The following is a 25,940-nucleotide window of genomic DNA, read 5'->3' on the forward strand; positions in this document are numbered from 1 at the left end:
CCATGAAACGCCTCCTGCTTCTGTTGTTACTGTTGATCGGGATCGCTCCCGCAGCGGCGAGGCCTCAATCGCAAGGACCGCTGGTGCTGGCCGCCGCCAGCCTGCAGGAGGCGATGACCGCCGCTGGGCATGCCTGGGCGGCGCAGGGCCATGCCGAACCCGTTCTGTCCTTTGCCGCCTCCTCGGCGCTTGCGCGCCAGATCGCGGCCGGCGCACCCGCCGACCTGTTCGTGTCGGCGGACCAGGCATGGATGGATGATGTCGCCGCCAAGGGGCTGCTCGTACCGGGCACGCGCGCGCCGTTCCTCGGCAATCGACTGGTGATCGTCGCTGCGGCGGGCAATCCGGTGAAGGTACCGTTGGCCCCGGCAGCGCTGGCGCGGCTGCTGGCGGCGGGGCCGCTCGCAATGGCCGATCCCGACAGCGTGCCGGCCGGGCGCTATGGCAAGGCCGCGCTGACCGCGCTTGGCGTGTGGCCGCGTGTGCAACCGCATGTTGTCGCGGGGGACAGCGTGCGTGCGGCGCTGGCGCTGGTTGAGCGCGGGGCGGCACCGCTCGGCATTGTTTATGCGACCGATGCGCGTGCCTCGTCCGCCGTTCGGATCGCAGGCGTGTTCCCACCGCGCAGCTATCCGCCGATCACCTATCCGCTGGCGCGCCTGAAAAACTCGACCAACCGTGAGGCGGAGGGGTTCCGCCGCTTCCTGCTGTCGCATAGCGGGCGGGCGATCTTCGCGCGTTTCGGCTTCAGCGCGCGGTAATGCTCACGCCCGAGGAATGGGGCATCGTCCTGCTCTCGTTACAGGTCGGCGCGGTCGCAATGGCGGTGACGCTGCCGGTGGCCTTTGCGCTGGCCTGGATACTGGCGCGCGGGACATTTCCGGGCAAGGTTCTGCTCGACGCTTTGGTGCATTTGCCGCTGGTGGTGCCGCCGGTGGTGACGGGCTGGGTGCTGCTGCTGGCGTTCGCGCCGCATGGGGTGATGGGCGCTCCGTTACAGGCGCTGCTCGGCGTGTCGGTGCTGTTCCGCTGGACCGGCGCGGCGCTTGCGGCGGCGGTGATGGCGCTGCCGCTGACGGTGCGGGCGATGCGGTTGTCGATCGAAGCGGTCGACCAGCGGCTAGAGAGCGCGGCGCGCACGCTGGGGGCAGGGCGCGCGCGCGTATTCTGGACGATTACGCTGCCGCTGAGCGTGCCCGGCATTCTAGCGGGCGCGGTGTTGGGCTTTGCGCGCTCGATCGGGGAGTTTGGCGCGACGATAACCTTCGTTTCCAACGTGCCGGGGCAGACGCGCACGCTGCCGCTGGCGATCTACAGTGCGCTCCAGCAGCCGGGCGGCGAGGCGATGGCGTGGCGGCTTTCCGGCATTTCGGTCGCGCTGTCGCTGGCGGCGCTGGTCGCCTCGGAAGTGCTGGCGCGGCGAATGGGGGCGGGGCACCATGTCCTTTGATCTCGCGCTGACCAAGCGGATCGGCACCACCGAGATCGCGCTGACGCTGGAACCGGGGCCGGGCGTCGGATCGGGCGCGACGATCCTGTTCGGTCGATCGGGCGTGGGTAAGACCAGCGTGCTCAACATGGTGGCGGGGCTGCTGCGCCCCGATGCCGGGCATGTGCGGGTGGGCGGCGAGACGCTGTTCGGGGACGGCGTGGACGTGCCGCCCGAGCGCCGCCGCGCGGGCTATGTCTTTCAGGAACCACGGCTGTTCCCGCATCTGCGCGTGCGCGGCAATTTGCTCTACGGCGCGCCGCGCGGGGCGGAGATAGGCGATCGGCTGGATTTCCTCGGCATCGGCGGCTTGCTCGACCGCTGGCCGCGCACGCTGTCGGGCGGCGAGGCGCGGCGGGTCGCGATCGGGCGGGTGCTGCTGAGCGACCCGCGCTTCCTGCTACTCGACGAGCCCTTGTCCTCGCTCGACCGGCCGCGGCGCGAGGAGGTGATGCAGGCGATCGAACATATGCGCGACGTGCTGCGCCTGCCGATCCTGATGGTGACGCACGACCCGGAAGAGGCCGAGCGGCTGGGCACGCGCGTGGTGCGGATGGGCTGAACGACGGCCTGGTATAGAGGACATAGCCGTCGTGCCCGCACCCCAAAAAAAAGCCGCCGCCCGGGGGTCCGGGCGGCGGCGCTGCCGCATGTAGGGGGAGGGGGGTTACATGCGGAAGGAGATCGAGCCGACGAAGGTGCGACCGTTCTTGTAGAAAGCGGTCGGACGATCGGGCGTCGCATTATACTGCAGATAGGTCGAATCGAGCAGGTTCTGCGCGTTGAACGACAAGGTCACTGCCGGAATGACCTTCACGCCCAGCGAGAAATCGAGCTGGCTATACGGTGCCACCATTTCGCGCGAGCCCAGACGGCCGATCGTGCGGAAATAGGACGACCGATAGTTGTAGCTCAGTCGCGCCTGCAGCGGCCCCTTTTCGAAATAGGGGATCACGTTGACGGTGTGATGCGACAGATAGGGCAGGTTGAGCGAAGCACCAGTGGTGTCGACCGACGAGGTCGAGCTGTCCTGATACGAATAGTTCGCCTGCAGGCCGAAACCGCCCCAGATTTCCGCCTGGCCCGCCACCAGCACGCCGTTGACCTTGGCCTTGCCGCCGTTGATCGGCTGGTTGACGCTGTAGCTGGTCAACTTGCCCTGCAGCGAGTTGTAGAACACCGTGTCGGTGCGGGTGTTGATGATGTAGTTCGAGATATCGCGACGGAACAGTTCGAGCGAAACCAACGTGCCAGCGCGCGGATACCATTCCGCCGTCAGTTCGTAATTGGTCGACTCATACGGCTTCAGGTTGGGGTTGCCGCCGCCGCCGTCGAGCGTGACGTCGTTGAGCGACGTCGCTGCTGCCAGATCCTCATAACGCGGCCGCGAAATCACGCGGGCCACGGCACCGCGTACGATCACCTGTGGGGTGACCGAATAAGCGATGTTGAGGCTTGGCAGGAACTTCAGATAATCGCTGGTGGTGCGCGTCGGGACGGGCACCGGCGCGACCGTGTTGCTCAGCGTCGTCGCATAGGTCGAGATGTCGCGGGTATAGACCAGACGACCCCCGATATTGCCGCGTACGCCGCCCTGGTCGAAATTGGCCTGGACGTAGGACGCTGCGACGGTTTCCTGCACCTTGGTCGAGGCACCGACCTTGGCGACCAGCGGGCTGTTGATCGCGTTGGCGAGGAGGTCGATCACCGCCTGCTGCGACAGGTTGATATATTTGGTGGCATTGCCCGAGCCGCCGCTGCCGTCGAACGTGCCGTCGGGCGTCGTCGTGGTCGCCACGCCGAGTTGCGCCAGCGTCTTCGAGCTCGTCATATAGGTGTTGATGCCGCGCGCATCGAGCCGGTTGACGTGGTCGGTGATCTTGCTGCCGAGCAGGATCTGCGTGAACGGACCGAAGCTGACTGGAATGGTCGCGTCATAGCCGCCGAACACGTCGCGGTCGGTGGTGACGCTGTAGTCCAGGCCACCGATCTGCGCGCCGTTCAGCTGCGTACCGTTGACGATAACCGGCTTGCCTTCGATTTGCGCCAGATTGTTGTTCGCGTTGGTGAAGTAATTGGCGGGGTTGGTCAAATCACCGACGAAGTTGACGGTCGCGCTGTTGGGGCCAAAGGCATAGCTGAACGGCAACTTGGTTTGGGTGTTGAACAGATATTCGGGGTTGCGGCCGCCGACTGCACGGCTCCACCCGCCCGCGAAGTTGACCTTGGTGCCGCCGCTGCCTTCCCAATCGGCGAAGAAATTCAGGTTGTTGGTCTTCAGGCTGGTGTGGCGGACGTTGGTATCGAGCTCGGCGCTCTGGCTGGTCGCCGCGCCGAACGAGGCGGCATTGACGACGCCATTCGAGACGTTGGCCGATTGCAGCACGTTACCGGTCCAGGCGACGGGGATGGTGTACATCGACTGGCTGTAATTGTTGTAATTGCCGTCAATGTGCAGCCCGTTGAGGGTCAGCGTCAGGTTCGGTGCCGGGCGATATTGCACGGTGCCCGACACGGTCTTGCGCTCGCGCGTCTGCTGGAAATAGGCATAGTTGATGCCGAACGGCGCGACCGCCTTGATCAGGTCTTCCTTGGTGCCGCCGGTGATCGTCGCATTGGGGTTCTGCAGGATGCCCTGGCCCGCCGCGTCGCGCTTCACGGTGCCGTCGGCATTCTTCTGGAAGAAGTCCGCGCCGCTCTGATAGCCGAAGAATTCCACGCCAGCGCGCGTGATGGTTTGCTTGTCATAGCCGCCCGCGATCAGGACGCCGAAGGTGTCGTCCTTGTTCTTCCAGCTGTACAGGCCCGAACCGCGGAAATTGCCCTTGTCCGAACGATCATTGTAGCTGTAGCCGCCCGAGGCGAAGATCGAATTTGCCGGCGTGTCAAGCGGACGGCGCGTGCGCACGATGACGGTGCCGCCAAGGCTGCCCTCTTCGATGCGCGGCTCCGGCGACTTGTACACTTCGAGGCGCTCGACCAGTTCCGGGGCGAGCAGTGAATAGTTGAAGGTGCGGCTGGACGGATCATTGTCATTGCCGCCCCAGTCGGCCGAGGCCAGCGCATGGCCGTCGAGCAGCATGCGGTTAAGCGCGGGATCGGTGCCGAGAATGGCGACCTTTTCGCCTTCGCCAAAGCGGCGGTCGATGCTGACGCCGGGGATGTGCGACAGCGATTCCGCGACGTTGCGATCCGGGAACTTGCCGATCGCCTCGGACGTGATCACGTCAACGACGGCATTGGCGTTGCGCTTCACTGAGATGGCGCTGCGCAGGCTCTCGCGGATGCCGGTAACGACGATATCGTCGCTCGACGCGGTGTCAGCCTGTGGCGCGGAGGCCGGTGCGGCCGCCGCTGCGTCCGGGGTTGCGGTCTGTGCCATCGCCGGAGCGCTGGCGAGACCGGCAAGGATGCTCGAGGTCAACAAAACGGTATGAAGTCGCATAAATCAGAACCCTCCCCAATACATCGGCCAGACAGCGCAGGCTGACCTCCGATCCGAAGCCCCGGTCCTGCCCGGGGCCACCCACTTTACCGCATCATGTGGTATCACATTGGTGTCTTATTGCACCGCTACGGTACGCCAATGTATAACCAATGCTGTCCGCAAAGGCTATGCCAAAGTTGCAATTCGATGACAGGGGACGCGTGCCCGACCGCAGAAGCAAGTCGTTGTGTTTCGGCTATTTACCGCATCGCGCGCAGAGATGTCCAAATTTTGTGGTTCGGCGGTGGATAGAACCTGAGCAGAACCTGGGACGATAATTGGGCTTAACCAGACCAATTTTGTGCGATTCGCGGACCAGGCTCACTGAGCGGCGTGCCGGGCCGGAACGGTTCCATAAGGGACACAGTCGGCGGCCTGCCTCTCCAACCAAAAAGCCGCCGCCCGGTTGCCCGGACGACGGCTTTGTACGTCAGATCGGGCGGGGTGCCCGACCTGATAGGATCACTCCTGGTTCAGATACTCGCCAGCATCCGCATCGGTGCCATGGCCCGACGGCGTCACCGCCGCCAGCGCATCGTCACCGGTGCCGCCGGCATCGCGCGGCGAGCGGGCGAGTTCGGCGTCATGCTCTTCCTTGGCCGAATTCGGCGCGATGATCGACACCTCGGCCATGCGCCGCTGCTGCACCCGCAGCGCCGCATCGCGCGACGAAGCGGTAACGCGCAGGCGGTTCATGCCCGCACCCGTGCCCGCCGGGATCAGACGGCCCACGATCACGTTCTCCTTCAAGCCCGTGAGCGTGTCCTTCTTGCCTTGCACCGAGGCTTCGGTCAGCACGCGCGTGGTTTCCTGGAACGACGCCGCCGAGATGAAGCTGCGCGTTTGCAGCGACGCCTTGGTGATGCCGAGCAGGACGGGCTTGCCGACCGCCGGACGATCCTTCTTGCCGATCTTCGAGTTGATCTCGTCCATCTCGTCGCGATCGACCTGCTCGCCGGCCAGCAGCGTGGTGTCGCCGCCGTCGGTGATCTCGACCTTTTGCAGCATCTGACGAACGATCGTTTCGATGTGCTTGTCGTTGATCTTCACGCCCTGGAGACGATAGACCTCCTGGATTTCCGACACGAGATATTCGGCCAAGGGCTCGATGCCGAGAACTTCGAGAATGTCGTGCGGATCGGGGCTGCCGCCGATGAGGTTGTCGCCGCGCTTGACGTAATCGCCTTCCTGCACGTCGATGACCTTCGACTTGGGCACCAGATATTCCACGACCTCGCCGCCGTCCTCGGGCTGGATGCCGATCTTGCGCTTCGCCTTATAGTCCTTGCCGAACACCACGCGGCCCGAGACCTTGGCGATGATCGCATTTTCCTTGGGCTTGCGTGCTTCGAACAGCTCGGCAACGCGCGGCAGACCACCGGTGATGTCACGCGTCTTGGCGCTTTCGCGGCTGACACGGGCGAGAACGTCACCGCCCTGAACCGTTGCACCATCCTCGACCGAGAGCGTTGCGCCCGGCACCAGCATGTAGCGACCGGCCTCCTCGGCGCTTTCGCCGGTGAGGGTCAGGCGCGGACGGAGATCCTCCTTGGTCTTGCCGCTGGCGCGATACTCGATCACGACCCGCTGCGAGATGCCGGTGGCTTCGTCGGCCTGCTCGGTGAGCGTCTTGCCCTCGATCAGATCCTGATACTTCACGACGCCGGGGTTCTCGGTGATGACCGGCATGGTGAACGGATCCCACTCGGCCAGACGATCGCCCTTCGACACGATGTGCTTGTCGTCGAACAGCACATAGGCACCGTAGGGAATGCGGTGCACCGCACGCTCGCGGCCGTCCATGTCGACGATCGCGATTTCACCCGAGCGGCTGAGCACAACGCGACGGCCGCGCTGGTCGGTGATGGTGCGAAGATCACGATACTCCATCGTGCCGTCGGCCACTGCCTCCAGGTTGGACTGTTCGTTGAGCTGTGCCGCACCACCGATGTGGAAGGTACGCATGGTCAGCTGCGTGCCCGGCTCACCGATCGACTGCGCCGCGATGACGCCGACGGCTTCACCGATGTTGACCGGGGTACCGCGGGCGAGATCGCGCCCGTAGCACTTGCCGCAGACGCCGATCTTGGTCTCGCACACGAGCGGCGAACGGATCTTGCACGACTGCGTGCCGATCGCCTCGATCTGCGCGACCATCGGCTCGTCGAGCAGCGTGCCCGACGGGATAACGATCTCGCCGGTCTTGCTGTCGATGATGTCTTCCGCAGTCGTGCGACCGAGGATGCGCTCGCCGAGCGACGCGATGGTCGAGCCGCCCTGCACGATCGCGCGCATTTCCAGCGCGCGGGTCGTGCCGCAATCGAGCTCCATGATCACGCAGTCCTGCGAAACGTCGACCAGACGACGCGTCAGGTAGCCCGAGTTCGCCGTCTTCAACGCCGTATCCGCCAGACCCTTACGGGCACCGTGGGTGGAGTTGAAATACTCAAGGACGGTCAGACCTTCCTTGAAGTTCGAGATGATCGGCGTTTCGATGATCTCGCCCGACGGCTTGGCCATGAGGCCGCGCATACCGGCGAGCTGCTTGATCTGGGCCTGCGAACCGCGGGCACCCGAGTGGGCCATCATGTAGATCGAGTTGATCGGCTTCTCGCGACCCTTATTGGGGCCGTCCTCGTAGCGCTTAACCGCCTTGATCTCTTCCATCATGGCGTTCGCCACCTGATCACCGCAACGGCTCCAGGCGTCGATCACCTTGTTGTACTTCTCCTGCTGCGTGATCAGACCGTCCTGATATTGCTGCTCGAAGTCCTTCACCAGGCCGCGCGTCTCGTCGACGAGACCGACCTTGGCGTCCGGAATGATCATGTCGTCCTTGCCGAACGAAATGCCGGCCTTGAACGCATGGCGGAAGCCGAGCGACATGATCGCGTCGGCGAACAGCACGGTCTCCTTCTGGCCGGTGTGACGATAGACCTCGTCGATCACGTCGCCGACGTCCTTCTTGGTCAGCAGGCGGTTGACGGTGTCGAACGGCACCTTGGACGATTGCGGCAGGCACTCGCCCAGCAGCATGCGACCCGGGGTGGTCTCATAGCGCTTGAGATACTGGTTGCCCTGCTCATCGGTCTGCGGAACGCGGCTGATGATCTTGGTGTGCAGCGTGACGGCCCCTGCTTCGAGCGCGTGATGCACCTCCTGCATGTCGGAGATCATCATGCCTTCGCCAGGCTCGCCTTCCTTGAGCATCGACAGATAATACAGACCCAGCACCATGTCCTGCGACGGCACGATGATCGGCTTGCCGTTGGCAGGCGACAGGATGTTGTTGGTCGACATCATCAGCACGCGCGCTTCGAGCTGGGCTTCCAGCGAGAGCGGCACGTGGACCGCCATCTGGTCACCGTCGAAATCGGCGTTGAAGGCCGAGCAGACCAGCGGGTGAAGCTGGATCGCCTTGCCCTCGATCAGCACGGGCTCGAACGCCTGGATGCCGAGACGGTGGAGCGTCGGCGCGCGGTTGAGCATGACCGGGTGCTCGCGAATGACTTCGTCGAGGATGTCCCAGACTTCCTTGCGCTCCTTCTCGACCCACTTCTTCGCCTGCTTGAGGGTCATGGAGAGACCCTTGGCGTCGAGACGGGCGTAGATGAACGGCTTGAACAGCTCGAGCGCCATCTTCTTCGGCAGGCCGCACTGGTGCAGCTTCAGTTCCGGGCCGGTCACGATGACCGAACGGCCCGAATAGTCGACGCGCTTGCCGAGCAGGTTCTGACGGAAGCGGCCCTGCTTGCCCTTGAGCATGTCGGACAGCGACTTGAGCGGACGCTTGTTGGCACCCGTGATGGTGCGACCGCGGCGACCGTTATCGAACAGTGCGTCGACGGCTTCCTGCAACATGCGCTTTTCGTTGCGGACGATGATGTCCGGCGCGCGCAGCTCCATCAGGCGCTTGAGGCGGTTGTTGCGGTTGATCACGCGGCGATACAGATCGTTCAGATCCGAGGTCGCGAAGCGGCCACCGTCGAGCGGCACCAGCGGGCGCAGTTCAGGCGGAATGACCGGCACGACTTCGAGGATCATCCATTCCGGGCGGTTGCCGGATTCGATGAAGCTCTCGACGACCTTGAGGCGCTTGATGATCTTCTTGGGCTTCAGCTCGGACTTGGTGACCGCCAGTTCTTCCAGCAGTTCCTTGCGCTCGCCCTCAAGATCGAGGTCCTGCAGCATGATGCGCACAGCTTCTGCACCGATGCCGGCCGAGAAGGCGTCTTCGCCATATTCGTCCTGCGCGTCGAGGAGTTCGTCCTCGGTCATCAGCTGGTACTTTTCGAGCGGGGTGATGCCCGGCTCGATCACGATATACGCCTCGAAGTACAGCACGCGCTCAAGCTGCTTGAGCTGCATGTCGAGCAGCAGGCCGATGCGCGACGGCAGCGACTTGAGGAACCAGATGTGCGCGACGGGGGCGGCCAGCTCGATATGGCCCATACGCTCACGGCGGACCTTCGAGACGGTGACTTCAACGCCGCACTTTTCGCAGACGATGCCCTTATACTTCATGCGCTTGTACTTGCCGCACAGGCATTCGTAATCCTTGATCGGACCGAAGATGCGCGCGCAGAACAGGCCGTCACGCTCGGGCTTGAACGTGCGATAGTTGATGGTTTCCGGCTTTTTGATCTCACCGAACGACCACGAGCGGATCTTGTCCGGGGAGGCGATGCCGATCTGGATCTGGTCGAAGGTCTCGGCCTTGATGACCGGGTTCGCGAAATTGGTCAGTTCGTTCATTTGGATTCTCCAATTCCCCTCCCGCTTGCGGGAGGGGCTAGGGGAGGGGATATCGTCGGGAAGTGCCTGACCCTACAGGCCCTCCCCCAACCCCTCCCGCAAGCGGGAGGGGGGAAGGTCGCGTTACTCCGCCGCGATCGCGACGCCGTCGCTGTCGAAATGCTCGGTCGTGGTCAGTTCGATGTTCAGACCCAGCGAGCGCATTTCCTTGACGAGCACGTTGAAGCTCTCCGGAATACCGGCCTCGAACGTGTCGTCACCCTTGACGATCGCCTCATAGACCTTGGTGCGCCCGACGACGTCATCGGACTTGACCGTGAGCATTTCCTGCAAGGTGTAGGCAGCACCATAAGCCTGAAGCGCCCAGACCTCCATTTCGCCGAAGCGCTGACCACCGAACTGCGCCTTACCACCCAGCGGCTGCTGCGTGACGAGCGAGTACGGCCCGATCGACCGGGCATGGATCTTGTCGTCGACCAAGTGATGCAGCTTGAGCATGTAGATGATGCCCACGGTGACCTTGCGGTCGAACTTGTCGCCGGTGCGACCGTCATACAGATCCGACTGACCCGAAGTGTCGAGTCCTGCCAGTTCCAGCATCGCCGAAACGTCGGCTTCGCGGGCACCGTCGAACACGGGCGTTCCCATCGGAATGCCGGTCTTCAGGTTCTCGGTCAGCTCGATGATCTGCTCGGCATCGCGTGCCTCGATGTCGGCGGCGTAATGCTCGCCATACACTTCGAGCAAGCGTGCCTTGACCGCGTCGGGCATGTCGCCAGCCTTGGCATCGGGGTTGGCCTCACGCCAATCTTCCAGCGCACGATGGACTTGCTGCCCGAGATTGCGGGCGGCCCAGCCGAGATGCGTTTCGAAGATCTGCCCGACGTTCATGCGGCTCGGCACGCCCAGCGGGTTGAGCACGAGATCGACTGGCGTCCCGTCGGCGAGGAACGGCATGTCCTCGGCCGGCAGGATGCGCGAGATGACGCCCTTATTGCCGTGACGGCCGGCCATCTTGTCACCCGGCTGCAGCTTGCGCTTCACTGCAACGAACACCTTGACCATCTTGAGCACGCCTGGCGGCAGCTCGTCCCCGCGCTCGAGCTTGTCGCGACGATCGTGGAACTTGTCGAGGATCAGCTTGGCGGCATCGTCATACTGCGCCTTGACCGCTTCCAGATCGCTCTGGACCTTGTCGTCGGCAACCGCGAACTTCCACCATTCGTGACGATCGACGCTGTCGAGCACGTCCTCATCGATGACCACGCCCTTCTTGGGGCCGTTCTTGGGAACGGCGGTCGCGGTCTGGCCGAGCAGCATTTCCTTGAGGCGCGACCAGGTCGCACGGTTGAGAATGGTGCGCTCGTCGTCCGAGTCCTTCTTCAGGCGCTCGATTTCCTCGCGCTCGATCGCCATCGCGCGCTCGTCCTTGTCGATGCCGTGGCGGTTGAACACGCGCACTTCAACGACGGTACCAGCAACGCCCGGCGGCAGGCGCAGCGAGGTGTCGCGCACGTCCGACGCCTTTTCACCGAAGATGGCGCGGAGCAGCTTTTCTTCCGGCGTCATCGGCGATTCACCCTTGGGGGTGATCTTGCCGGCAAGAATGTCGCCCGGCTCGACTTCGGCGCCGATGTACACGATGCCCGCTTCGTCGAGGTTGCGCAGGGCTTCCTCGCCGACGTTCGGGATATCGCGCGTGATGTCTTCCGGCCCGAGCTTGGTGTCGCGCGCCATGACTTCGAATTCCTCGATATGGATCGAGGTGAAGACGTCGTCCTTCACGATACGCTCGGAAATGAGGATCGAGTCCTCATAATTGTAGCCGTTCCAGGGCATGAACGCGACGAGCGCGTTGCGGCCCAGCGCCAGCTCACCGAATTCGGTCGACGGGCCGTCGGCGATCACGTCGCCTGCGGTGATCACGTCGCCCACCTTCACCAGCGGACGCTGGTTGATGCAAGTGTTCTGGTTCGAGCGCTGGAACTTCATCAGCGTGTAGATGTCGACGCCCGACTGGCCGGCTTCGACATCACCCGTTGCGCGGATGACGATACGCGACGCATCGACCTGGTCGACGATACCGGCGCGCTTGGCCGAGATCGCAGCACCCGAATCGCGCGCAACGGTCTCTTCCATGCCGGTGCCGACGAACGGCGCCTCGGCCTGGACCAGCGGCACGGCCTGACGCTGCATGTTCGAGCCCATCAGTGCGCGGTTGGCGTCATCGTTTTCCAGGAACGGAATGAGCGATGCCGCGACCGAGACGAGCTGCTTGGGGCTGACGTCCATCAGGGTGATGTTGTTGGGGATCGCCATCAGGAATTCGCCCGCCTGACGCGACGAGACGAGTTCTTCGACAAAGCCCTTGTCGGCGTTCAGCTCGGCGTTGGCCTGGGCGATCGTGTGCTTGGCCTCTTCCATCGCCGACAGATAGACGACGTCGTCGGTCACCTTATGATCGATGACCTTGCGGTACGGCGTTTCGATGAAGCCGTACTTGTTCACGCGGCTGAAGCTGGCGAGCGAGTTGATCAGACCGATGTTCGGGCCTTCCGGCGTTTCGATCGGGCAGATGCGGCCATAATGCGTCGGGTGAACGTCGCGGACCTCGAAGCCAGCGCGCTCACGCGTCAGACCACCCGGTCCAAGCGCCGACACGCGGCGCTTGTGGGTGACTTCTGACAGCGGGTTGGTCTGATCCATGAACTGCGACAGCTGCGACGAGCCGAAGAATTCGCGCACTGCGGCAACCGCCGGCTTGGCGTTGATCAGGTCGTTCGGCATCACCGTCGACACGTCGACCGACGACATGCGCTCCTTCACGGCGCGCTCCATGCGGAGCAGGCCGACGCGGTACTGGTTCTCGAGCAATTCGCCGACCGAGCGGACACGACGGTTACCGAGGTTGTCGATATCGTCGATTTCGCCCTTGCCGTCCTTCAGATCGACCAGCGTCTTGATGACGGCGAGGATGTCCTCGGTGCGCAGCGTGGTGACGGTGTCCTCGGCATCGAGGTCGAGGCGCATGTTGAGCTTGACGCGACCCACCGCCGACAGATCGTAGCGGTCGGGATCGAAGAACAGGCCCGAGAACAGCGACTCTGCGGTTTCGAGCGTGGGCGGCTCGCCAGGGCGCATGACGCGGTAGATGTCCGACAGCGCCTGCTCGCGCTCTTCAGCCTTGTCGACCTTGAGCGTGTTGCGGATCCACGCGCCGGTGGCGACGTGATCGATGTCGAGCAGTTCGATCCGGTCGATGCCGGCCTGGTCGAGCAATTCGAGGTTCTCGGCCGACACTTCGTCGCCTGCCTCGATGTAGATCTGGCCGGTCGACTCGTTGATCAAATCATAGGCGCTGTAGCGGCCGAAGATTTCCTCGGTCGGGATCAGCAGGTCGGTCAGGCCGTCCTTGGCCGCCTTGTTGGCAGCGCGCGGGCTGATCTTCTGGCCGTTGGCGAACACGATCTCGCCGGTCTTGGCGTCGATGATGTCGTACATCGGCTTCTGGCCGCGCCAGTTTTCGGCCTGGAACGGGATGATCCAGCCACCCTGGCCACGCACAAAGGTTACGCGGTTGTAGAAGTGGTTGAGGATTTCCTCGCCGGTCATGCCGAGCGCGTAGAGGAGGGCGGTGACCGGCAGCTTGCGCTTGCGATCGATACGGACGTTGACGATGTCCTTGGCGTCGAACTCGAAATCGAGCCACGAACCGCGATACGGGATGACGCGCGCGGCGAACAGATACTTGCCCGAGGCGTGAGTCTTGCCGCGGTCATGATCGAACAGCACGCCCGGCGAGCGGTGCATCTGCGACACGATGACGCGTTCGGTGCCGTTGATGATGAAGGTGCCGTTTCCCGTCATCAGGGGCATGTCGCCCATGTAGACGTCCTGCTCCTTGATATCGAGGACCGAGCGCGAATCGGTGTCGGCATCCACCTCGAACACGATCAGGCGCAGCGTGACGCGCATCGGGGCTGCATAGGTGATGCCGCGCTGGCGGCATTCGTCGGTGTCGAACTTCGGCGGCTCAAGCTCGTAATTCACGAAATCGAGCTCGGCGGTGCCGGCGAAATCGCGGATCGGGAAGACCGAGCGCAGCGTCTTTTCGAGACCGGAGACATAGCCGATCGACGGATCGGAGCGCAGGAACTGTTCGTAGGATTCGCGCTGAACCTCGATCAGGTTCGGCATCTGCACGACTTCGTGGATGTTGCCGAAAACCTTGCGGATGCGGCGCTTGGCCGTGCCGCTTTCGGCGCGCCGCGTGGGGGTGCTGCCGTCGATTGCTTTGGTCGCCATGGAGATGTCTGCCCTCAAGCTGTATAATCTGGCCCGGAATCCACCGGGCGGGCACGCTCCAAAGACGCAAAAAGCCGCATGTCCTCCTCATCGGATGACAGCAGCTTGTAAGCGTCTCTAGATACTACAATCTCCAATACGATCGATGCGCTGCGCGACGGCACATCATTTCCCGAAAATTGCAGTGGAACGCGCCATATAGGCAGGGCAGGGGGCGCTGTCAAATACAGTGGCGTTTCTCTCCGCTGCTGCCGTTAGGCATGTGCCCCCTCAATCGATGCTAGGCGACGGCGATGGTCGCTGAAGCGCTCTCCGCCCATCCGCTCGGTGCGAACGCCATTTGCCTTCCACGGCTTGCAGAGCTTGCAACCGGCGCGCCGATAGCGCGCGGCCTCGTTTATGATGCATCCTCGCCTCCATGCTTTGCGCCTAGCGTCTAGGGGGCGGGCTGGCGGGCTGCAGGTGTGACGATCAATCGGCCAAAATTCAACCTGAGACATTGCTGCGCGTCTCGGTGTTTCGAACAGGGGCGGGCATGGTATCCTGCGCCATCGCCCCCGTTCGACCGGTTGATCAGACGGTGATGGCAATGGATTGGTTCCAGACCACGCCGATGCCCTGACCCACTGGGGCCTGAGGATAAACGGTGTCTTTGCCGTCTGTGGTCACTGTAACCTTGAAAGCGGCCGGTCCACCCCAGTTGATGCCAATAAAGGTGAGTTGATAGGTGCCGCCTTGAAGGATGTATTGTGGAACAAGCGAAACGTCGACCGGTGATCCGTATCCTGCTTTCACATGGAGAAGTTCGCTGCTACCTGCACCAGTGGATGCGATAATATACAATTCATTGTCAACATTTGTGACGTGTATCTTTGTCGTAGACATGATTTAAGACTCCTGCTGTATGGTGCCGTGATTCGGCGATACCAATAAAGCAAAAGATGAAATGATTGCTCTGTGATGTTATGCACAGGGAAAATGACTCTTTGTTTATTTGGAAAATATTATTGTTTGTGGCCTTTTGTATTGGTCGCTGATTTGGGAAGAGTGGCGAGTCGTTCGCCACATAGGTAGGGATGCGAGTCCATCACGAAATTGCGTGCATCGGGTGCCTTATAAAGCGTCGCCCGCATGAATGGTGCGGTCGGGCGCGTCTTGATGGTCGCGCCCTTGGCGGTGCGCGATTTGTCGTTATGCCCGTCCGGGTGAAACCGATGTCTTTTCTTGCTGTGGCGGCGGCGCTGCTGGCTGCTGCTGCTTCCATGGCGCGCGCGCAGAATACAGCGGACGCAAAACCCTTGCCGGGGCTCGACGATTTCAGCCTGCCATCGTCGCGCCCAACGCGGCGACCGATACCGTCCCCCGAGCCGACGATCAGTGCACTGCCGCGCCGGGACGCGCCAACGGATTCCCCCAGCGCGCAGCCGGTCGCGCCGCCGCAGGTGGTCCCGACGATCCGCGCAGTTCCGAGGCCAACGCCGATCCGGCCTAGGGCGGAACCAGTCGCAAAGGCACCATCGCCCACGCCGACCGCAACGCCAGCCCGTAACTCTGCACCCACGCCAACGCCGACTCCGACACCGGTGCCCGCGATGACGCCGTCGCCGCCGGCTCGGTTACCCGTAAAGGTGCCGACGCATTCAGCGGGCCCCCCGGTGGAGCTTTTGCTCGGAGGAGCGGCGGGGGCCTTCGCATTGGCGGCGCTGGCGGGATGGTGGTGGCGACGTCGAACCACCGATCGCAGGTCGCGTCGCTACCCCGAGCCTGAACAGTTTCCGCTGGGCCTGGGAGAAGGCGCAGAGGGTGACCTGCCATCCGCCGCACCGGCACCGACCCCGGTTGCGGATCCGTCGAACGCCGTGCCCGCGATCGAACCCGTCGCCACCGCAGACGCGCGTGCGGTGCTCGATGTCGTGCTGACCGTGAAGCGCGCGGGCACCAATGTGCTGAGTGCCGCGATCGATTATGTCATTGTCGTGCGCAATGTCGGGGAAAGCGCAGCGACCGAAATTCGGCTCGACGTCCGCTTGCTGAGCGCCGGGCAGCAGCAGGATGCAGCGATTGCGGCGCTGTTTTCCGCCCCGATCGCCCAGCCGCTCGCCGCACCGTTCGCGTTGCCGCCCGGCGGTGCAGTGGAACAGAGCGGGATGGCCATGCATCCAAAGCAGACACTGGAGGTGATGCAGGCAGCGGGCAGGGTGCTGTTCGTGCCGGTGCTGACGGTCAATCTCACCTATGACTGGGTCGGCGGCAGCGGTCAGACCGCGCGTTCCTACGTCATCGGGATCGATCGCGGGGCCACTGCAAAGCTCCAGCCATTCCGCCTCGATGCGCCGCCGCGTATGTACGACACCGTCGCCGCCTTGCCCTATCCGATCGCGGAGACGCGCTGACCACTTTACGATTATCGATAAGTATCATATCGATAATCGTAAAGGAGATGGCGATGGGTGGCCACGATCGAGTCTTGAAGGCGTCGCGCTTGGTGGTGCGGCTGTTCCTGCTGGTCAATTTCCTGTGCATCCTGGGCTTCGTCGTGGCGATCCTGCTGTCGTTTCCGGTGGATGGCTGGATCGTCGCGCGGCTGGTGCGCAAATATGGGCCTACGCTGAACGTCCAGGGTGCGATGCTCGCGCTGCGGGTGGTGATGGTGTGGGGCGTTGTCGCAGGGCTGGTGCTGCACCGCATCCTGACCCAGTTGCTGGCGATCCTCGATACGGTACGGCGCGGCGATCCGTTCACCGCCGCAAATGCCACGCGGATCCGCGCGATCGCCTGGGCAATGCTGGGGTTGCAGCTACTCGACCTCGTCCAGGGCGCGATGACGGCGTGGTTCGCCGCACTGCATGTGCAGTTCGCCACTTGGACGCCTGCTTTTGGCGGCTGGGTCGCGGTGTTGCTGCTGTTCGTTTTGGCGCAGGTGTTCGCGCGTGGTGCCGAGATGCGCGACGAACTGGCGGGCACCGTCTGATGCCGGTGGTGGTGAAGCTCGACGACGTGCTCCACGCGCGCCGCATGACGCTGACCGAATTGGCGGCGGCGGTCGACATCAGTGTGGTCAATCTGTCGATCCTGAAGACGGGCAAGGCGCGCGCGATCCGGTTTTCGACATTGGAGGCGATTTGCACCGTGCTGGACTGCCAGCCGGGGGACATTTTGCGGTTTGAGGGGGGCGAAGCATGACGTTTTGGAAAGCATTCACAGAGACCTATCGCGGCAGCATCGCCTTTATGATCGCGTGCCCGTTGCTGACGATGGTCCCGGTGCTGTTCGAAATCCTGCAGCACATCGTCGAGGTTAAGATCGGCCTGTATGCGAGTGTCGCCGCTGCCAAAGCGCTGGAGCATGATCCGTGGCGCATGGGGTTCGGGCTGCTCAAGGTCGCGGCGCTGACCGTGCCGACCTATTGGATCGTGCGCTTCCTGGCGTGGCGCGATCCGGCACGCGCCGCCCGCCCGGAGATGCCCGCCGTGCGTTTGTTCGCGGTGGTGCTGGTCGTGCAACTGGCCTCCGCGGCACTACAGTTGTTCGTTCTTCCGCGCGAGGGGTGGCTGCTGCTGGTGGAATTCATCGTGCTGCAGATTCTCGCCGTGCTGTTGCATCCGTGGTTTGTCGCGGCGGCGCTGGGTAACCCGGCAATCGGGCCGCAGCGATCGGTTGCGATCATGGCGCGCCAGACGCTGTGGAGCTTCGTCTTCATGCTGGTGGCGATCCTGCCGCTGATGATCCCGCATTATGTTTTGGGAGCGCTCGCGATCATCGGACCCAAGCCGCTCTTGTGGCCGGTGCTGGTGGTGGATTCGCTGCTGGTCGGGTGGCTGAGCGCGGTGATTGTTGCAAGCGGCTTCACCGTCGCGATGCGCGCGGCGGCGAAGCAGGGGGTTGATCTTGGGATTGGGGATGCGTCCGCCATCGATGGCGCGCTCTCTGCGGTGGTTGTGCGCTAACGACCTTGGTCTTCCTCCCTTCCCTGAAAGGGAGGGGGTGGGGGTGGGTTGGCCCGTTGACGAACGGAAGCTCCCAGCCATCGGCCGAGCCACCCCTCGGTGCCCTCCCTTTCAGGGAGGGGAGGAAGACCAGGCCAATGACGCGCCCGTAAAAAAAGGGGCGGCACCGTGTGGTGCCGCCCCTTTTCTGTGTCGCGGGCCGGTCATGGGCAAAGCCCATGACGTCGGACGCGGGCTGGGCCCGCGCCGTCCGGCCTTGCGGGAGTGCGCTTTAGCCGAGGCTAAAGCGCACTCCCGCTGCGGCTTACTTGACTTCGACGGTTGCGCCGGCTGCTTCCAGCTGGGCCTTGATCTTGGCGGCTTCGTCCTTCGACACGCCTTCCTTGATCGCCTTCGGAGCGGATTCGACCAGCGTCTTGGCTTCGGTCAGGCCGAGCGAGGTGATCGCGCGGACTTCCTTAATGACGTTGATCTTCTTGCCGCCGTCGCCGGTGAGGATGACGTCGAATTCGGTCTGCTCTTCAGCAGCCGGAGCAGCGGCACCGCCGCCAGCTGCCGGAGCTGCTGCAACCGCTGCTGCGGCCGAAACGCCCCACTTCTCTTCGAGAAGCTTCGAAAGGTCAGCCGCTTCGAGAACGGTCAGAGCGGAAAGCTGGTCAACCAGCGCGTTGAGGTCTGCCATGTGTAGTCTCCAGTAAAATCAGTTCAGGGTGTAATCTCGAAGGCCTGAAATCAGGCGTCCGCCTTGTCCTTCTCGGCATAGGCCATGAGAACGCGGGCGAGCTGTGCCGCAGGAGCCTGGGTGATGGTCGCGACCTTGGTTGCGGGTGCAACCAGAAGGCCAACGATCTTGGCACGCAGTTCATCCAGCGACGGCAGAGTCGCGAGCGCCTTCACGCCGTCCACGTCGAGGACGGTCGCGCCCATCGCCCCGCCGACGATCTCGAACTTGTCGGTCGTCTTGGCGAAGTCGACAACCACCTTGGCGGCTGCGACAGGGTCGATGGAGCTGGCGAGACCAACCGGCCCGGTGAGCAGAGCGCCCAGCGAGGTATAGTCGGTGCCGTCCAGCGCGATCTTGGCAAGCTTGTTCTTCGAGACCTTGTAGGTCGCCCCTGCGTCACGCATTGCGTTACGCAGCTTGGTCGACTGAGCCACCGTCATGCCCAAGTTGCGGGTGACAACCACCACGCCGACTTCGGCAAACGTCTGGTTCAGCTCGGCGACGAGCTCGGTCTTTTGAGCACGATCCATGCCATTCTCCACGTTTTGACCTTACCGCGAACGGCAAGGCCGGTTACGAACCGGGCACGCAAATGCGCATCCGGTGTTGTCCAGCGATGGGGAATGGGAGCGACGCCCCTGGTGGGAGGCGGCAGGCCGGACGCGGAAAACCGCCCCGGCAAAATCCTGTCCCCGTCTCGGCAGGAAATTAAGACCGGCAAATCCCGGTCACCTACTGTCTCGGACGGTCCCGCCGTGCTGACGCGCGACGAGAGAGTGCCTGCCCTTAACGGCCCGCGCGGAAAAGTCAACGCAAAGGCGCAGGCGCGTTTGCGCAGAGAGACAGGAGGCAATGGTCACGCCGATCGGGTAAAATGTCGCGCAATCTCGTGCATTTGAAACAATGAAGTAGTTTTTCTACGTCTGCATGTAGCTTTTGTGTCGAATTTGCGGAACACTTGCCGCCAAGGGCCGGGGAGCCTGTGCAGGAGAGACAGGAGATTTCGCAAAAACAGGGGCCGATCCGATGACGCACAGCACCTATCTCAATGAAGAATCGCAGGATGATCTGATGAGCCGCGGCTTTGCCCGGCGCGACCTGGCGCGAATCGCGGCGGTGTTCGGGGTGGGGGCGGTGGCCGCGTCGATCGGTCGCCCGGCCTGGGCCTCGGGCGGGGTGCCCGATCCGGCCCCCACGGCGAAGGTGCGGATCGGCGCCAACGAATGCTGGACCGGCCCGCTCGCGCCGGGGGCCTTGGCCGCGACCAAGATGGTGTCGCAGGGCAATCGCTATTCGCCGCAGGACCAGCGCGGCGATTTCATCAAGGCGGTGATGGCGGTCGAGAACGTCCCTTATGACCATGTCGCGCCATGGCCGGGGTCGAGCGATCCCTTGTGCCGCTCGGTCATCACTTTCTGTTCGCCGACCAAGGGGCTGGTGACCGCCGATCCGACCTTCGAACTGGCCGGGCGCACCGCCGCCTGGCTGGGCGCACCGGTCAAGGCGGTGCCGCTGACGGCGGATTATACGCATGACGTGAAGGCGATGTTGGCGGCCAATCCCGATGCGGGGCTTTATTATATCTGCACGCCAAACAACCCGACCGGCACGATCACGCCGCTGGCCGACATCGAATGGCTGATCGCCAACAAGCCGGCCGGATCGATGGTGCTGATCGACGAGGCCTATACGCATTTCGCGGGCGTGCCGGTCGCGTCCTATCTGGCGGTGAAGCATGACGATGTGATCGTGATGCGGACCTTCTCCAAGCTGTTCGGCATGGCGGGGCTGCGTGTCGGCTATATCATCACCAACCCCAAGAACATCGCCAAGATGATGCGCTATGACGGCGGCATGCAATCGGGCGCGTTGCCTGTCACCAGCATCGCCTGCGCCACCGCGAGCCTGACCGCGGCACCGCTGATCGCCGCACGCCGCGCGCAAATGCAGACCGCGCGCGGGCTGACGCTCGACCACCTCAAGGCCAAGGGGATCGACGTCAAACCGACCAACGCCAACATGTTCATGATCGACTGGAAGACCAAGAAAGCCAGCGAGATGCAGGCGGCGTTCCGCAAGGAAAGCATCGAGATCGGGCGGTCCTGGCCGATCTGGCCGACGGTCAGCCGCGTCACGGTGGGGTCGAGCGCGGAGATGAAGGCGTTCTGTACGGCGCTGGACAAGATCGTGGCTTGAGGGGGCTTTAGAAAACCACTTCCCCGGCGGACGCCGGGGCCCAGTTGTGAGGGCCGAAATAAGGGCGGCTATGCTCTCCCAAGGATCGTCTCGCCCCTGGGCCCCGGCCTTCGCCGGGGTAGTGATTTCTTGCTTTACCCTCGCACGATCAGCGGCAGGATCGCGTCGAGCAGCAGCATGCCCGCTTCGGTGACGCCGAGATGGTCGCCGTTGCGGGCGATCAGGCCTTGCTGTTCAAGGCGCTCAGCGGCGGTCTGGTCGATCAGCGCGGTGGGCGTTGTCTCGCCCAGATGCGCAATCCGCGCGAGATCGACGCCTTCGCGCAGGCGCAGGCCCATCAGCAAGGCCTCGGTCGCGCGGGCGTTGGGGGCGAGCGGTTCCTCGATCTGCGCGCCGTGGCCGTTGCGGGCGACGGCGCCGATCCAGTTTTCGGGCTTCTTGTGGCGCGCGGTCGCAAGTCCGCCCCGCCTGCCATGTGCCCCGGGTCCGACCCCGGCATAGTCACGATAGCGCCAGTAAACGAGGTTGTGTCGGCTCTCCGCACCGAGCCGCGCATGGTTGGAGATTTCGTAGGCGGGCAGCCCCGCCGCCGCCGTCATCGCGCGCGTCGCCTCGAACAGGTCGGCGGCCGAATCGCCATCGGGAATGACGATCCGCCCCGCCGCCGCCTCGGTCGCGAAGCGCGTACCGGACTCGATCGTCAATTGATAAAGCGAGAGATGCTCGGTGCCGAAGGCGAGCGCGCGGGCGAGTTCGGCCTCCCACGCGGCGAGCGTCTGGCCGGGGCGGGCGTAGATCAGGTCGAAGCTGACGCGCGCGAAGGCGGCCTGCGCGGTGTCGAGCGCGGCGAGGCCCTCGGTCACATCATGCGCGCGGCCGAGAAAGGCGAGGGCGGCATCGTCGAGCGCTTGCAGCCCGAGCGACACGCGGTTGACCCCGGCGCGCGCAATGTCGGCAAAGCGCGCCGCTTCGACCGAGGAGGGATTGGCCTCCAGCGTGATTTCGATATCTGGCTCGGCGGGCCAGTGCATGGTGGCGGCGTCGATCACTGCCGCGACCGTCTCGGGCGGCATCAGCGAAGGCGTGCCGCCACCGAAGAAGATCGAGCCGAGCCGTCGCCCCGGCAGCGCTTGCGCCTCATAAGCGAGGTCCGCCAGCAGCGCGTCGCGCCACGCCGCCTGGTCCACGCTCTCGCGGACATGGCTGTTAAAGTCGCAATAGGGACATTTCGAGACGCAGAATGGCCAATGGACATAAAGCGCCAGAGGAGGCGTTAGCAGGAGCGTTTCGGGGGCATTCATCAACGGGAGCCTATGGGCGTGTCGGGGAGATTACGAAAGATGCGCGTTCACTGGCTGGCTTTGCTGCCGCTGGCATTGCTGATGGGATGCGTCGCATCCGACCCCGATCAACCGCCGCGTGTGACTGAGCCACGGCTGAGCGAAGCGCCCGCCGCGCGGGGAGAATCGCTGCTGCAGCGCGCCATGCTCGACGGGCACAACCGCGCGCGCGCCGCAGTCGGCGCGCCGCCGCTGGCGTGGAATACCGAACTGGCCGAGAACGCTGCGCGCTATGCCACGGTGCTGGCCGCGACGCGCGAGTTCAAACATTCGACCGAGCCGCGCGGGCGAATCGCCGAGGGCGAGAACCTCTTCATGGGATCGCGCGGGGCGTATCGCTATGACGAGATGGTGCAGCTCTGGGTCGATGAGGGGCGCAGCTATCGCGCCGGCGCAGTGCCCGACATCAGCACGACCGGCCGCTGGCAGGATGTCGCGCATTACACACAGATTATCTGGCGGCGCACCAGCCAGATGGGCTGTGCGCTCGCGAGCAATGCGCGCGACGATTATCTGGTGTGCCGCTATACCCCGCCTGGGAATGTGGTGGGGCAGCACGCGGGAGATTGATGCGTCCCTAGCCGTCCGTCACCCCGGCCTTGCGCCGGGGTCCACCCAGCCGCGCGGATGTCGTGCGATTTTTAGCGTTGCGCGTCTTGCACGGTGGTCTCCGGCACAAGGCCGGGGTGACGGGTTGGGGTTTATAGCACCGCCGCAATCAACTGCGCGAACGCCGCCGCGCGGTGGCTGATTGCGTGCTTCTGCGCCGGGTCCATCTCGGCATAGGTGACATCGCTGCCGGTCGGCACGAACACCGGATCATAGCCGAAGCCGACCGCGCCGCGTGGCGGCCAGGTGAGCGTGCCGTCGGCGCGGCCTTCGAACCATTGGACGTGACCGTCGGGCCAGGCGAGCGCGAGGACGCAGACGAAATGCGCGTCGCGGCTGGCATCGGGGCCCTTGGCGGCGAGCGCTTGTTCGACCTTGGTCATCGCCAGCGTCCAGTCGCGCCCGTTCGGCGTTTCTGCCCAATTGGCGGTGTAGACGCCGGGATCGCCACCCAGCGCATCGACGCACAGGCCGCTATCGTCGGCCAGCGCGGGGAGGCCCGACAGGTCGGCTGCCTGCAACGCCTTCAATTCGGCATTGGCGACGAAGGTCGTGCCGGTCTCTTCGGGCTCGGGCAAATCGAGTTCGGCCGCCGAGATCGCTTCGATGCCAAAAGGGGCGAGGAGCGCGTTGATTTCGCGCACCTTGCCGGCATTGTGGCTGGCGATGACGAGCTTGCCGGGGGCGAGCTTGCGGATCGCTTGCGGCGGCACGGCCTCGCTCATTTTGCGACGGCCTTGGCTTGCGCGGCGAAGATGTCGGCGCAGCCGATGCGCGCGAGGCGGAGCAAGCGCAGCAGCGCTTCCTCGTCATAGGTCGCGCCTTCGGCGGTCGCCTGCACTTCGGCAATGTTGCCGTTTTCGAGCAGCACGAAATTGGCATCGGCGTCGGCGTTCGAATCTTCGTCATAATCGAGGTCGAGCACCGGCGTACCCTTGTAGATGCCGCACGAAATCGCCGCGACCTTCTGCGTCAGCGGGTCAGCGGTGAGTTTGCCGGTGGCGAGCAGGCCATCGATGGCGAGGCGCAGCGCGACCCACGCGCCCGAGATCGAGGCGGTGCGGGTGCCGCCATCGGCCTGGATCACGTCGCAATCGAGCACGATCTGGCGTTCGCCGAGCAGCTTCAAATCGGTGACGGCGCGCAAGCTACGGCCGATCAGGCGCTGGATTTCCTGGGTGCGGCCGGATTGCTTGCCCTTGGCGGCTTCGCGGCTGCCACGCGTGTGGGTGGCACGCGGGAGCATGCCATATTCGGCGGTGACCCAGCCTTCGCCCTTGCCGCGCAGGAACGGCGGCACCTTCTCTTCGATCGAGGCGGTGACCAGCACCTTGGTGTCACCGAAGCCGATCAGCACCGATCCTTCGGCATGGCGCGTGAAATGGGGCGTGATGGTGATCGCGCGCATCTGGTCGGGGGTACGGCCGCTGGGGCGCATCGGGAGTCTCCTGAAAATGGGTCGCGTCGCCGTACCCGTGCGTTGGGGCGGTGTCACCCCTATCTGGGGACCTGGATATTGGAGCCACGCCGCCGCGATGCATAGCTATCAGCCTTCGAGTCAGGACCGCATCAAGGGCGCGGGCGGTGCCGCCTTGCTCGTGGTTGCGATCGGCTATGGTTTGGTGAACGGGCTGTCGGTGGATTTCCGCACGAAGATGGTCGAGGACCTGAAGGCGTTCGTCGTCGCGCCCCCGGCACCGCCTCCCAAACCGGATGTGGTGCCCGCCCCACGCCAGGCGCAGAAGCACAAGGAAGGTGCCGCCTCTCCCCCCAATTTGAAGGCCAAGGCGAGCGAGGTGGTTGCGCCGCCGATCGTCCTCCACGCCCCGCCGCCGCCCGTGGTGGTCGCGCCGATCGCCGGGGTTGGCGCGGAGCGATCGGCGGGTGCCGCGCCGGTGATCGGGCCGGGTACGGGCAGCGGCGGGCAGGGCAATGGCACTGGCAGCGGTTCCGGCGGCGACGGCGATGGCGGCGGTGGCGGGGAAATTCCGCTGCGGCTGATCCACGGCGAACTGCGCTACCGCGATTTGCCGCGACCGCTGTATGAAGCGGGGGTTTCGGGCACGGTCGAAATGGAATTCGACGTTGGCGTCAAAGGGCGCGTGACGGGGTGCCGTATCACCCGGTCGAGCGGCAATGCCGCGCTCGATGCCGCCACATGCCAGTTGATCATCGACAAATTGCGCTACCGGCCGACCCGCAATGCGGCGGGCCAGCCGATCCCCGATACGGTGGTGGGCGAGCAAGTGTGGACGGTGCAGCGCGACCGCGACTAGATTCGCGCCTCAGTCCTTGCCGCTGCCGGGTTCGGCCATGTGGCGATGCGCCTCGGCGAGGACCGACTGGGGCATCACCCCGGCTGCCGCGACCTGCAGCTTGTTGTGCAAGCCCGACACTATATGGCCCTTGCCGCTCATCAGCGCATCCCAGCCATCTTTGGCGACCTTGGCGGGATCATCCTTTTTGGCCTGGCCGACGCTGGTGTCCTCCATGCCGGCACGATCGAAGAATTCGGTCTCGGTCGCCCCGGGCATTAGAGTGGTCAGCGTCACGCCCTTCGACTCTTTGATCTCGTTGCGCAGCGCTTCGGTGAAATTGTCGATAAAGGCTTTGGTGCCGTTATAGACCGCGTTGAACGCGCCGGGGATGTAGCCGGCGATCGAGCCTGTCACGAGGATTTTGCCGTCGTCGCGCGCGACCATGTCCTTCAGCACGCGCTGAACGAGATACAGCGTGCCCGTGATGTTGGTGTCCACGGCGAAGCGCCACGTGGCGACATCCTGATCGAGGAAGGCCCCGCCCGTGCCCGTGCCGGCATTGGCGAAGAGTAGGTCGATCGTGCGACCGCCCGTGGCGGCGAGCACATCATCGACCCCGGCGATGGTCGAGAGATCGGCATTGATCGATTGGACGGTGGTGCCGAACTGTTTGAAATCGGCAGCGGCGGCGTCGATCAGCGCTTCATTGGCGACGACGAGGATGTCGTACCCATTTTGCGCGGCGAGCGTGGCGAGTTCAAAGCCTATCCCGGTCGATGCGCCGGTGATGACGGCAAATTTGTTGGGCATGTCTCTCTCCATGATGCTGC

Annotated in this window: 20 protein-coding genes; 10 read left to right on the plus strand and 10 right to left on the minus strand. The window is 64.0% G+C overall.

Annotation, left to right across the window (positions count from 1 at the left end; genetic code table 11):
* The first annotated feature begins 2 nt into the window (after positions 1-2).
* The 3 genes from modA to ON00_RS16355 are packed head-to-tail and all read left to right on the plus strand — an operon-like array spanning position 3 to position 2,051.
* Positions 3-761 (plus strand): molybdate ABC transporter substrate-binding protein, encoded by a 759-nt coding sequence (gene modA, locus ON00_RS16345; protein WP_010407623.1) that lies wholly within the window; start codon positions 3-5, stop codon positions 759-761.
* Positions 761-1,450, plus strand: a complete 690-nt coding sequence (gene modB, locus ON00_RS16350; RefSeq protein WP_010407624.1) for a molybdate ABC transporter permease subunit — start codon at positions 761-763, stop codon at positions 1,448-1,450. The genes modA and modB overlap by 1 nt, the downstream gene beginning before the upstream one ends.
* On the plus strand, positions 1,440-2,051 hold the full coding sequence (locus ON00_RS16355; protein ID WP_010407626.1) for an ATP-binding cassette domain-containing protein: 612 nt from the start codon (positions 1,440-1,442) through the stop codon (positions 2,049-2,051). The genes modB and ON00_RS16355 overlap by 11 nt, the downstream gene beginning before the upstream one ends.
* Positions 2,052-2,156: 105 nt before the next feature.
* On the opposite strand, the gene ON00_RS16360 is transcribed toward ON00_RS16355, so the two are convergent.
* The 4 genes from ON00_RS16360 to ON00_RS20670 form a co-directional block, all read right to left on the minus strand.
* Positions 2,157-4,934 carry a TonB-dependent receptor gene (locus ON00_RS16360; RefSeq protein WP_010407627.1) on the minus strand — a complete coding sequence of 926 codons (2,778 nt, stop codon included), beginning with the start codon at positions 4,932-4,934 and terminating at the stop codon, positions 2,157-2,159.
* Positions 4,935-5,438: 504 nt separating this feature from the next.
* The gene (rpoC, locus tag ON00_RS16365) at positions 5,439-9,731 is read right to left on the minus strand and encodes a DNA-directed RNA polymerase subunit beta' (protein WP_010407629.1); all 4,293 of its coding nucleotides are present in this window, start codon (positions 9,729-9,731) and stop codon (positions 5,439-5,441) included.
* Positions 9,732-9,854: 123 nt separating this feature from the next.
* Entirely contained in the window at positions 9,855-14,036 is a 4,182-nt protein-coding gene (gene rpoB, locus ON00_RS16370) for a DNA-directed RNA polymerase subunit beta (protein WP_010407631.1), read from the minus strand.
* A 573-nt stretch (positions 14,037-14,609) separates the two neighbouring features.
* Positions 14,610-14,921 (minus strand): hypothetical protein, encoded by a 312-nt coding sequence (locus ON00_RS20670; protein ID WP_154651356.1) that lies wholly within the window; start codon positions 14,919-14,921, stop codon positions 14,610-14,612.
* Between the two features lie 770 nt (positions 14,922-15,691).
* Here ON00_RS20670 and ON00_RS16375 point away from each other — a divergent pair.
* From ON00_RS16375 to ON00_RS16390, 4 genes are read left to right on the plus strand one after another with little or no spacing between them, the layout of a single operon-like run.
* Positions 15,692-16,429: a hypothetical protein gene (locus ON00_RS16375; RefSeq protein ID WP_245535589.1), complete on the plus strand. Its 738-nt coding sequence runs from the start codon at positions 15,692-15,694 to the stop codon at positions 16,427-16,429.
* A 53-nt stretch (positions 16,430-16,482) separates the two neighbouring features.
* A complete protein-coding gene (locus ON00_RS16380) occupies positions 16,483-17,007 on the plus strand; it encodes a DUF2975 domain-containing protein (RefSeq protein WP_010407633.1) in 525 nt (174 codons plus the stop codon).
* Positions 17,007-17,219 carry a helix-turn-helix domain-containing protein gene (locus ON00_RS16385; RefSeq protein ID WP_010407634.1) on the plus strand — a complete coding sequence of 71 codons (213 nt, stop codon included), beginning with the start codon at positions 17,007-17,009 and terminating at the stop codon, positions 17,217-17,219. Before ON00_RS16380 ends, ON00_RS16385 begins: the two co-directional genes overlap by 1 nt.
* Positions 17,216-17,983, plus strand: a complete 768-nt coding sequence (locus ON00_RS16390; protein ID WP_010407635.1) for a hypothetical protein — start codon at positions 17,216-17,218, stop codon at positions 17,981-17,983. The genes ON00_RS16385 and ON00_RS16390 overlap by 4 nt, the downstream gene beginning before the upstream one ends.
* Positions 17,984-18,287: 304 nt before the next feature.
* Here the strand turns inward: ON00_RS16390 and rplL are convergent, their stop codons facing one another.
* Together rplL and rplJ are read right to left on the minus strand one after the other, a co-directional pair.
* A complete protein-coding gene (gene rplL / locus ON00_RS16395) occupies positions 18,288-18,665 on the minus strand; it encodes a 50S ribosomal protein L7/L12 (RefSeq protein ID WP_010407636.1) in 378 nt (125 codons plus the stop codon).
* A gap of 50 nt (positions 18,666-18,715) precedes the next feature.
* Positions 18,716-19,237 carry a 50S ribosomal protein L10 gene (gene rplJ, locus ON00_RS16400; RefSeq protein WP_010407637.1) on the minus strand — a complete coding sequence of 174 codons (522 nt, stop codon included), beginning with the start codon at positions 19,235-19,237 and terminating at the stop codon, positions 18,716-18,718.
* A gap of 496 nt (positions 19,238-19,733) precedes the next feature.
* On the opposite strand from rplJ, the gene ON00_RS16405 reads away from it, so the two are divergent.
* Positions 19,734-20,903, plus strand: a complete 1,170-nt coding sequence (locus ON00_RS16405) for a pyridoxal phosphate-dependent aminotransferase (protein ID WP_010407639.1) — start codon at positions 19,734-19,736, stop codon at positions 20,901-20,903.
* Between the two features lie 134 nt (positions 20,904-21,037).
* Here ON00_RS16405 and hemW read toward each other — a convergent pair whose 3' ends face one another.
* Positions 21,038-22,204 carry a radical SAM family heme chaperone HemW gene (gene hemW / locus ON00_RS16410; RefSeq protein WP_029623012.1) on the minus strand — a complete coding sequence of 389 codons (1,167 nt, stop codon included), beginning with the start codon at positions 22,202-22,204 and terminating at the stop codon, positions 21,038-21,040.
* A gap of 39 nt (positions 22,205-22,243) precedes the next feature.
* Here hemW and ON00_RS16415 point away from each other — a divergent pair, with 39 nt between their 5' ends.
* Positions 22,244-22,813 (plus strand): CAP domain-containing protein, encoded by a 570-nt coding sequence (locus ON00_RS16415; protein WP_010407641.1) that lies wholly within the window; start codon positions 22,244-22,246, stop codon positions 22,811-22,813.
* A gap of 131 nt (positions 22,814-22,944) precedes the next feature.
* On the opposite strand, the gene rdgB is transcribed toward ON00_RS16415, so the two are convergent.
* Both rdgB and rph read right to left on the minus strand, forming a co-directional pair.
* Positions 22,945-23,577, minus strand: coding sequence for an RdgB/HAM1 family non-canonical purine NTP pyrophosphatase (gene rdgB / locus ON00_RS16420; RefSeq protein WP_010407644.1), 633 nt, complete (start codon positions 23,575-23,577; stop codon positions 22,945-22,947).
* Positions 23,574-24,290 (minus strand): ribonuclease PH, encoded by a 717-nt coding sequence (rph, locus tag ON00_RS16425; protein WP_010407647.1) that lies wholly within the window; start codon positions 24,288-24,290, stop codon positions 23,574-23,576. The genes rdgB and rph overlap by 4 nt, the downstream gene beginning before the upstream one ends.
* 97 nt (positions 24,291-24,387) lie before the next feature.
* Between rph and ON00_RS16430 the strand changes: the two genes are divergently transcribed.
* Positions 24,388-25,128, plus strand: a complete 741-nt coding sequence (locus ON00_RS16430) for an energy transducer TonB (RefSeq protein WP_010407648.1) — start codon at positions 24,388-24,390, stop codon at positions 25,126-25,128.
* Positions 25,129-25,137: 9 nt separating this feature from the next.
* On the opposite strand, the gene ON00_RS16435 is transcribed toward ON00_RS16430, so the two are convergent.
* Complete coding sequence (locus tag ON00_RS16435; protein ID WP_010407649.1) at positions 25,138-25,920, minus strand: SDR family NAD(P)-dependent oxidoreductase; 783 nt, start codon at positions 25,918-25,920, stop codon at positions 25,138-25,140.
* Positions 25,921-25,940 lie beyond the last annotated feature (20 nt).

It is taken from the genome of Sphingomonas echinoides ATCC 14820 (assembly GCF_000241465.1).
GTDB lineage: Bacteria > Pseudomonadota > Alphaproteobacteria > Sphingomonadales > Sphingomonadaceae > Sphingomonas > Sphingomonas echinoides.

Coding starts and splice junctions, on each gene's coding strand:
- hemW (WP_029623012.1), bottom strand. CDS start 22,204: ATGAATGCCCCCGAAACGCTCCTGCTAACGCCTCCTCTGGCGCTTTAT.
- ON00_RS16360 (WP_010407627.1), bottom strand. CDS start 4,934: ATGCGACTTCATACCGTTTTGTTGACCTCGAGCATCCTTGCCGGTCTC.
- rph (WP_010407647.1), bottom strand. CDS start 24,290: ATGCGCCCCAGCGGCCGTACCCCCGACCAGATGCGCGCGATCACCATC.
- rpoC (WP_010407629.1), bottom strand. CDS start 9,731: ATGAACGAACTGACCAATTTCGCGAACCCGGTCATCAAGGCCGAGACC.
- ON00_RS16405 (WP_010407639.1), top strand. CDS start 19,734: ATGACGCACAGCACCTATCTCAATGAAGAATCGCAGGATGATCTGATG.
- ON00_RS16355 (WP_010407626.1), top strand. CDS start 1,440: ATGTCCTTTGATCTCGCGCTGACCAAGCGGATCGGCACCACCGAGATC.
- ON00_RS16380 (WP_010407633.1), top strand. CDS start 16,483: ATGGGTGGCCACGATCGAGTCTTGAAGGCGTCGCGCTTGGTGGTGCGG.
- ON00_RS20670 (WP_154651356.1), bottom strand. CDS start 14,921: ATGTCTACGACAAAGATACACGTCACAAATGTTGACAATGAATTGTAT.
- modA (WP_010407623.1), top strand. CDS start 3: ATGAAACGCCTCCTGCTTCTGTTGTTACTGTTGATCGGGATCGCTCCC.
- rplL (WP_010407636.1), bottom strand. CDS start 18,665: ATGGCAGACCTCAACGCGCTGGTTGACCAGCTTTCCGCTCTGACCGTT.
- modB (WP_010407624.1), top strand. CDS start 761: ATGCTCACGCCCGAGGAATGGGGCATCGTCCTGCTCTCGTTACAGGTC.
- ON00_RS16430 (WP_010407648.1), top strand. CDS start 24,388: ATGCATAGCTATCAGCCTTCGAGTCAGGACCGCATCAAGGGCGCGGGC.
- ON00_RS16435 (WP_010407649.1), bottom strand. CDS start 25,920: ATGCCCAACAAATTTGCCGTCATCACCGGCGCATCGACCGGGATAGGC.
- rpoB (WP_010407631.1), bottom strand. CDS start 14,036: ATGGCGACCAAAGCAATCGACGGCAGCACCCCCACGCGGCGCGCCGAA.
- ON00_RS16415 (WP_010407641.1), top strand. CDS start 22,244: ATGCGCGTTCACTGGCTGGCTTTGCTGCCGCTGGCATTGCTGATGGGA.
- ON00_RS16385 (WP_010407634.1), top strand. CDS start 17,007: ATGCCGGTGGTGGTGAAGCTCGACGACGTGCTCCACGCGCGCCGCATG.
- rplJ (WP_010407637.1), bottom strand. CDS start 19,237: ATGGATCGTGCTCAAAAGACCGAGCTCGTCGCCGAGCTGAACCAGACG.
- rdgB (WP_010407644.1), bottom strand. CDS start 23,577: ATGAGCGAGGCCGTGCCGCCGCAAGCGATCCGCAAGCTCGCCCCCGGC.
- ON00_RS16390 (WP_010407635.1), top strand. CDS start 17,216: ATGACGTTTTGGAAAGCATTCACAGAGACCTATCGCGGCAGCATCGCC.